Annotated in this window: 7 protein-coding genes; 4 read left to right on the plus strand and 3 right to left on the minus strand. The window is 71.9% G+C overall.

Going from position 1 to position 6,949, the window contains the following annotated elements:
- The first annotated feature begins 85 nt into the window (after positions 1–85).
- The gene (locus tag ACIBBA_RS06295; protein ID WP_396694340.1) at positions 86–1,942 is read left to right on the plus strand and encodes a dynamin family protein; all 1,857 of its coding nucleotides are present in this window, start codon (positions 86–88) and stop codon (positions 1,940–1,942) included.
- The gene (locus ACIBBA_RS06300) at positions 1,939–3,408 is read left to right on the plus strand and encodes a GTP-binding protein (RefSeq protein WP_396694290.1); all 1,470 of its coding nucleotides are present in this window, start codon (positions 1,939–1,941) and stop codon (positions 3,406–3,408) included. The genes ACIBBA_RS06295 and ACIBBA_RS06300 overlap by 4 nt, the downstream gene beginning before the upstream one ends.
- Here ACIBBA_RS06300 and ACIBBA_RS06305 read toward each other — a convergent pair.
- The 3 genes from ACIBBA_RS06305 to trxA form a co-directional block, all read right to left on the minus strand.
- Entirely contained in the window at positions 3,319–4,233 is a 915-nt protein-coding gene (locus ACIBBA_RS06305) for an MFS transporter permease (RefSeq protein ID WP_396694292.1), read from the minus strand. The genes ACIBBA_RS06300 and ACIBBA_RS06305 overlap by 90 nt on opposite strands.
- Positions 4,230–4,670 carry a hypothetical protein gene (locus ACIBBA_RS06310; protein ID WP_357048115.1) on the minus strand — a complete coding sequence of 147 codons (441 nt, stop codon included), beginning with the start codon at positions 4,668–4,670 and terminating at the stop codon, positions 4,230–4,232. Before ACIBBA_RS06310 ends, ACIBBA_RS06305 begins: the two co-directional genes overlap by 4 nt.
- A 143-nt stretch (positions 4,671–4,813) precedes the next feature.
- Entirely contained in the window at positions 4,814–5,176 is a 363-nt protein-coding gene (gene trxA / locus ACIBBA_RS06315; protein ID WP_350867576.1) for a thioredoxin, read from the minus strand.
- A 552-nt stretch (positions 5,177–5,728) separates the two neighbouring features.
- Between trxA and ACIBBA_RS06320 the strand changes: the two genes are divergently transcribed.
- Positions 5,729–6,244 carry a MaoC family dehydratase gene (locus ACIBBA_RS06320; protein WP_357048121.1) on the plus strand — a complete coding sequence of 172 codons (516 nt, stop codon included), beginning with the start codon at positions 5,729–5,731 and terminating at the stop codon, positions 6,242–6,244.
- Between the two features lie 83 nt (positions 6,245–6,327).
- Positions 6,328–6,858 (plus strand): hypothetical protein, encoded by a 531-nt coding sequence (locus ACIBBA_RS06325; protein WP_396694294.1) that lies wholly within the window; start codon positions 6,328–6,330, stop codon positions 6,856–6,858.
- Positions 6,859–6,949 lie beyond the last annotated feature (91 nt).

The following is a 6,949-nucleotide window of genomic DNA, read 5'->3' on the forward strand; positions in this document are numbered from 1 at the left end:
CCATTGTGGCGGCCCGGCCACTCCCCGTTTCCGGGATCCTCACCCTCTTGATAATTGATCCGAAACCAGCACACTTGGTGCGGTGATGGCGGGGATCTGGCTGGACGTGCTCGACGGGATCGCCCGCACGTGCCGGGAACACGGGCGCGGCGACCTGCTGCAGGCGGTCCGGCACAAGCGTGCCCAACTGCTCGACCCGACCCTGCGCGTGCTGGTCGTGGGCGAGCCCAACCAGGGCAAGAGCCAGCTGGTCAACGCGATCGTCAACGCGCCGGTCTGCCCGGTCGGCGACGGTCGCACCACGGTGTTGCCGACGGTGGTGCAGCACGCCGAGGAACCCTCGGTGGCGGTGGTTCAGGCACCCCCTCCCACCCCCGACCGGACCGGCGGCGGCACCCTCCCCGGGGCGGTCGAGCGGACCCCGGTGCCGCTGGACCGGATCGCGGCCGGCGTGGCCGGGACGCTCGGCCGCCGGCCGGGCGGCGGGCCGGCGTACGTCGAGATCGGACTGCCGCGCGCGCTGCTCGCCGGCGGACTCGTGCTGGTGGACACCCCCGGCAGCGACGAGGTGGCCGCGCTCGGTGGCGCCGGCTCTGTCGCCGGCCTGAGCCGGGCGGACGCCGTGCTGGTGGTCTCCGACTCGACCCGGGAACTCTCGGTGGCCGAGCTGAACCTGCTGCTGCACGTCACCCGGTCGCACCCGAACGTGGTGGTCGTGCAGACCAAGATCGACCTGGTGCCGGACTGGCGTGTGGTCGCCGAACGCAACCGGCGGCACCTGGCCGAGGCGGGCGTGCCGGCGGCGCTGATCCCGGTGTCGGCGGCGCTGCGGTTGCGTGCGGCCACCGCGGACGACCGCGGGCTCAACGCCGAGTCGGGTTTCCCGGCGCTGATCGGGCGGCTCCAGCGGGACCTGGCCGGCAAGGCCGACGTGCTGGCCCGGGCCGCGGTCGGCCTGACCGCCCGGACGGTGGTGGAGCAGCTGGCCGCGCCGCTGCGCGCCGAGCTGGAGAGCCAGCGGGCCGAGGAGCAGTCCGGGCCGATGTCCCGGCTGCACGCGGCCCAGCGCGAGGTGGACGAGCTGCGCCGGTGCTCCACCCGCTGGCAGAACACGCTCAACGACGAGATGGCCGACCTGCTCTCCGACATCGAGTACGACCTGCGTGACCGCACCCGGCAGATCCTGCGGACGGTCGACGAGGCCTTCGACACCGCCGACCCGCTGGTCGCCTGGGAGACCTTCCAGGAGTGGTTGAGCCGCAGCCTGGTCGAGGCGGCGGAGGCCAACCACGAGTGGCTGGCGCAGCGCTGCGACCACGCCGCCCGGCGGGTGGCCGGCAACTTCGCCCGATACGGCTACGACGTGCTGCCACCCTGGTCGATGACGGTGCCGGAGGATCTGGTCGATCGGCTGCCGGACATCGAGCGGCCGAGCATCGACCGGTTCACCGCCACCCAGAAGGTGATCACCGGCATGAAGGGGTCGTACGGCGGCCTGCTGATGTTCGGCCTGGCGCTGACGCTGGCCGGTATGCCGATGATCAATCCGGTCTCGATCGGCGCGGGCGCGCTCTTCGGTGGCAAGAGCATCCGGGACGAGAGCCGCCAGCTGCTCCGCCGGCGGCAGGCGACGGTGAAGACGGCGATCCAGCGGCACGTCGACGACTTCTTCGTCCGCATGACCAAGGACTGCCGGGACGCCGCCCGCCAGGTGCAGCGGATGCTGCGGGACCACTTCACCGCGCTCACCGACGAGTTGCAGGAGGCCATCGTCCAGTCGCTGCGGAGCGCCAAGCAGGCCGCCGACACCGACGCGGCCGTGCGTGACCAGCGTCAGCGCGAGATCAAGCTGAAGATGACCCGGTTGGCCGCGCTCTACGAACAGGCCCAGCAGTTGACCGGCGCCCGGCCGGCCCCGGCCCCGCTGGAGCCCCGGTCATGACCCTCGGCCTGCGCCTGGACGAGGCGGTGTGGGGGCTGCTGCACCAGGCGTTGCAGCTCTATCGGGACGATCCCCGGGCCACCGGTCACCTGCGTCGTCAGCTGGCCCGGCTGGAGCAGCCACTGCGGGTCGCCATCGCCGGCCCGTGGCGCGCCGGCAAGTCGACGCTGCTGAACGCGCTGATGGGCGAGGAGGTGGCCCCGGTCGTCGGGGCCGACGGCAGTGCCGTCTTCACCTGGTACGAGGACGGCCCGCAACCGCGGGCGACCGGATACTCGGCCAGCCATCCGCCGCAGGAGCTGGCGATGGCCAAGTCGGCGACCGGGATGCGGGTCGACCTGGTCGGCTGGCGGGCCGGAGAACTGCGCGACATCGTGGTGCGCTGGCCCACCCGGGCGCTGCGGCAGGTGACCCTGATCGACACGCCGGCGGTCGGTCAGCCCGGCGAGCACGGCCGCTCACCGGTGATGGACCGGGTGCTGCGCGACGCGGACGCGGTCATCTACCTGACGCGGGACGGGCGCGGCACCGACCTGCGGGTGCTGGAGTCCGGCCGGGAGAGCGCGGTCGGGCAGGCCGCCCCGGTGAACGTGATCATGCTGCTGTCCCGGGCCGACGAGACCGGCGGGGGCAAGATCGATGCGCTGCTCACCGCGCGGCAGCTCGCCCGACGGCACTACCGCGACCCGCGGGTGAACGCCCTCAGTGTCGCGGTGGTGCCGTGCAGCGGGTTGATCGGGCTGGCCGGTCGGGTGCTCAGTGAGTCCGACTTCGCGGCCCTCGCCCAGTTGGCCGCGGTGCCCCGCCCGGAGCTGGAGGCGCACCTGCTCTCCGCGGACCGCTTCCTCCGCGGCGCGCTGCCGGTGCCGCTGGACGCGGAGCTACGCGCCGGCCTGCTGGACCGGCTCGGCCTGTTCGGCGTCCGGCTGGCCGCCACGCTGGTGCGGACCGGTTGTGACAGCCGGGCCACCCTCTCGGCCGAACTGATCCGCCGCAGCGGCCTGGCCGAGCTGCGCGAGTCGGTGACCCGCTTCTTCGTCGACCGGCGGGACACGCTCAAGTCGCGCTCGGCCCTGGCGGCGGTCGAGGCGCTGGCCCGGGCCGAGCCCGGCCCGGGCACCGGGGAGCTGCTCAGCAGCGTGGAACAGATCCTCGCCGGGGCGCACGAGTTCCAGGAGCTGCGCATGCTGGCGGCGCTACGGGACGCGCGGCTCGGCTTCGACGCCGAGATCGCCGCGGAGGCGCGGCGGCTGGTGGGTGGCGACGGCGTAGGGCTGGCCGCCCGGCTCGGTGTCGAGCACGACGCCAGTGTGCAGCGGCTCTGGGAGGTCGCCGCCGACGCGCAGTGGCGCTGGCGGGACCGGGCCGAGGACCCTCTACTCCGCTTGGCCCAGCGGCGCGGGGCGCAGGTGGTGGTCCGCAGTTGTGAGGGGATGCTCGCCGAGTTGGCCGACGGGGGCCGGTGAGCCGCGGCGCCGGAGCCGGCGCAGCCACTCGACCGGGCGGACCCGCTCCAGCGGCAGGAAGCTGGTCATCGCGGCCAGGTGCGGGGCGAACGAGATGGTGATGGTCGCCATGGTGACCGCGTGGAACGAGTAGAAGAAGCCGACCATGGCGTGCCGCCACCGCTCGGGCAGCAGGAAGACCAGTGGGCTGGCCAGCTCGAACGCGACGATTCCGAACTGGGCGACGATCAGCAGGTAGGGCACCTGGGCGATCAGGTCGGCGAACTCGGTGCCGCGCCGGATGATCGCCCGGGCCAGCACCGAACCGGTCAGCCAGTCCAGGCCGCCGAAACGTAGCTTCGCCCAGGCGGCCAGGAAGTAGGTGCACACCACGGCGATCTGGGTGACCCGCAGCGCCCAACCGCCGGCCTCGCTCCGGGTGGCGTCGCCGTGCCGGGCCCTTCCGGCGGTCGGGAGCACGGCCAGCGCGACGAGCAGGCCGAAGCGGTCGTGGTCGACCTTGCCGTAGCTCATCGCGATGATCATCCACTCGAGGTACAGCGCGCAGACCGACCAGCCGAGGAGCCGAGGCGCCCGCCCGGTCGCGGCGAGCAGCGAGAGCAGCAGCAGGGCCCAGAAGATCACCGCGACCAGCGCCGGGGTCGGCGTCGGCAGCGGCAGGAGGCGGCCGATCAGCAGCGGCTGGTAGAGGTCGCCGGGCACGCTCACCCGGGTGCGTACCCACGGGGTGAAGAACACCAGATCGGCGGCGACGAAGAGGTAGATCAGGGTCCGGAAGGCGGCGATCCGGCCGCGCGGGACCGGCTCGGTCAACCAGCGGCTCATCGCGGAGCCTGCCAGCGGACCACCGTCTCGTCGGTGTGCCGGCCGGTGGGGCGGCCGCCCTCGATGCCGAACCAGCGGATCACGATGCGGACCTCGACCAGCTCGGGGGCGGCCGGGTGCCGCTCGGCGTACGCGTCGGCGACCTCGGCCAGCAGCGCGGGCTCGGCGGCGTACCGGCCCTGCTGGCCCTCGATCTCGGCTCGGCGGATGCCGGTCGCGTCCTGACCGAGACTCACCACCGCACCGGTGGCGTCCACCCCCTCGACCCGGGTGTCCGGGGCCGGCGCGTTCGGCGGGTTGGAGGTGGCGTACATCCGGAAGGGGCCGAACGGGAAGTCGTCGTCGCTGCCCCACACCGTGCCGGCGAGCAGTACGGCCAGGCCGAGCGCGGTGACGCCGAGCCGGGCGGCCCGTCCGCGGGTTGTCAACGTTTCCATCGGATCGTGACGATACGGGAAACATTGCGGGGCCCGGGTCCCTCTGACGGCCATACCTGACCTGCCTGCCCGGCCCGGCCGAGACGACGACGGCCGGGCCCCGGATCGGGGGCCCGGCCGTCAGTGCCGTGCGGGTCGCCGGCTCAGTGCTTGTGCTCGGCCAGCTGCTTGCGGACGTCATCCATGTCGAGCGCCTCGACCTGCTCGATCAGGTTCTCCAGCGCCGACTCGGGAAGGGCGCCGGGCTGCGCGAAGACGATGACGCCGTCGCGGATCGCCATGATGGTCGGGATGGACCGGATGTCGAACTTGGCGCCGAGCTCCTGCTGCGCCTCGGTGTCGACCTTGCCGAAGACGATGCCCGGGTGCTTCTCCGAGGAGCGCTCGTAGACCGGGGCAAATCGCTTGCACGGACCACACCAGTCGGCCCAGAAGTCGACCAGCACGATGCCGTCGTCGCCGGTCACCTCGTCGAAGTTCGCCGTGGTCAGCTCAACGGTAGCCATTTGCACTCTCTCCGATCACCGCGGATTACCTACGTCCCGTAGAACCAGGGCTGACCGTGTCGCATTCCCGCCCAAGCGCAGGCGAAACCTGTGACGTGGCGGGCACTCGGCCACGATGAGTCATCGACCCGTGTCTGTCCGGGCTCGCCCTGCGGAACGCAAGTGCACGTCGCACTTGCGTGACGAGCCGTGATGGGAGCGTTTCCAGCATGATCCACAGTATTGACCGGAACGAATCGGTAACTTGATGCCTGACAAGGGGCTATCCGGCCTGCGAAGATCGCTCCCCAAGCCGCCGACGGTAACTGTGCGTAGTGTTACAAAAGTATAAATGTGACCTCTGTCTCTGTCGGTGCCGGACGGGCGTACGGCAGAATCTTTCTCATCAGAGCGTGGGCGGCGGGTGCCGGGGAGGGCCCCGCCGCTCATTGCGTCTCCCCCCAGATGTGGCCGGTGTGACTTTCCCGCACGGCCCGCGCCCCGGGGATCGCCTTAACCCTCGATAAGGCATGCTGTGCCGAACTCCATCGCCGCCCGTCGAAGGGGACCAGGATGCAGTTCGGCCGCTACTACGAGGAGTTCGAGGTCGGCGCGGTCTACCGGCACTGGCCGGGCAAGACCGTCACCGAGTACGACGACCACCTCTTCTGCCTGCTCACCATGAACCACCATCCGCTGCACATGGACGCCCACTACGCGGAGTCCGCCAGCCAGTTCAAGCGCAACGTGGTGGTCGGCAACTACATCTACTCCCTGCTGCTGGGCATGTCCGTGCCCGACGTGAGCGGCAAGGCGATCGCCAACCTCGAGGTCGAGTCGCTCCGGCACGTCGCACCGACCTTCCACGGCGACACCATCTACGGCGAGACCACCGTGCTGGACAAGCGGGAGTCGAACTCCAAGCCGGACCGGGGCGTGGTGTCGGTGGAGACCCGCGGCTACAACCAGGACGGCACCATGGTCTGCGTCTTCCGCCGCCGGGTCATGGTCCCGAAGCGGGAGTACGCGGCCAGCACGGTTCCCGAGGGAGTCGACCCGGAGCGGCCGAGCTTTCCCGAGCCGCGCTGACGCGCCGGGGCCCGCGACAGCGTCCAGCCCTCTTCCCGCCGTGTTCCGGTGGGAAGAGGGCTCTTTTCGCGATCCGGGGCAATATGCTGGCGCCGGAGGTCCCCATGAGCCACTCCGTCGCAGGAGAGCCGCCCTCTGCCGGCCCCCGCGCCGCACCGCTGACCACCGCCGGCTACTCCGCCGACGAGTGGGATCTGCTCACCGACCTGCCCGGCCGGGTGATCGTCGCCGCCACCGCGTCCGGTCCCGGTCGACCCCCGCGCGGGGTCGCTGACGGACTGGCCGGCCTGGACGCGGTGGCCGCCGGCCGATCCTTCGACAGCGACCTGATCCGCGCGGTGGTCTCCGCGATCTACGCCCGACACGACAGCGCCACGACCTCCGGCGACCGGGCCGCCGACCTGGTGGACCTGCTCGCGGCCTGTCGGGCGGTGGTACGGGTGCTCGACCGGCGGGCCGACCCGGCCGACTCGGCGGCGTACCGCCAGTGGGTGCAGTCGGTGGCGGCGCGGGTCTGCCGTGCGGTGCCGGCGGGAGCCGCGCGGATCGCCGTCACGGCCCCGGCCGACCGGCGCTTCCTCGACCGGCTGGGTGACGCCCTCGGGCTGCGCTGACTGTGAGGCTGGCCGGGTCGGTCCGCAGATGATGGGCTGATGGTCGGCGGCAGCGGACGTGACTCTTGCTCTGACTGGCTTCGTGCCTTTG

Origin of the sequence: Micromonospora sp. NPDC051006, assembly GCF_044456245.1 — a bacterium.
Classification (GTDB): Bacteria; Actinomycetota; Actinomycetes; order Mycobacteriales; family Micromonosporaceae; genus Micromonospora.

What these genes read in the sequence shown, in the direction of transcription:
- ACIBBA_RS06295 (WP_396694340.1), top strand. Translation starts at nt 86, where the DNA reads ATGGCGGGGATCTGGCTGGACGTGCTCGACGGGATCGCCCGCACGTGC.
- ACIBBA_RS06300 (WP_396694290.1), top strand. Translation starts at nt 1,939, where the DNA reads ATGACCCTCGGCCTGCGCCTGGACGAGGCGGTGTGGGGGCTGCTGCAC.
- ACIBBA_RS06305 (WP_396694292.1), bottom strand. Translation starts at nt 4,233, where the DNA reads ATGAGCCGCTGGTTGACCGAGCCGGTCCCGCGCGGCCGGATCGCCGCC.
- ACIBBA_RS06310 (WP_357048115.1), bottom strand. Translation starts at nt 4,670, where the DNA reads ATGGAAACGTTGACAACCCGCGGACGGGCCGCCCGGCTCGGCGTCACC.
- trxA (WP_350867576.1), bottom strand. Translation starts at nt 5,176, where the DNA reads ATGGCTACCGTTGAGCTGACCACGGCGAACTTCGACGAGGTGACCGGC.
- ACIBBA_RS06320 (WP_357048121.1), top strand. Translation starts at nt 5,729, where the DNA reads ATGCAGTTCGGCCGCTACTACGAGGAGTTCGAGGTCGGCGCGGTCTAC.
- ACIBBA_RS06325 (WP_396694294.1), top strand. Translation starts at nt 6,328, where the DNA reads ATGCTGGCGCCGGAGGTCCCCATGAGCCACTCCGTCGCAGGAGAGCCG.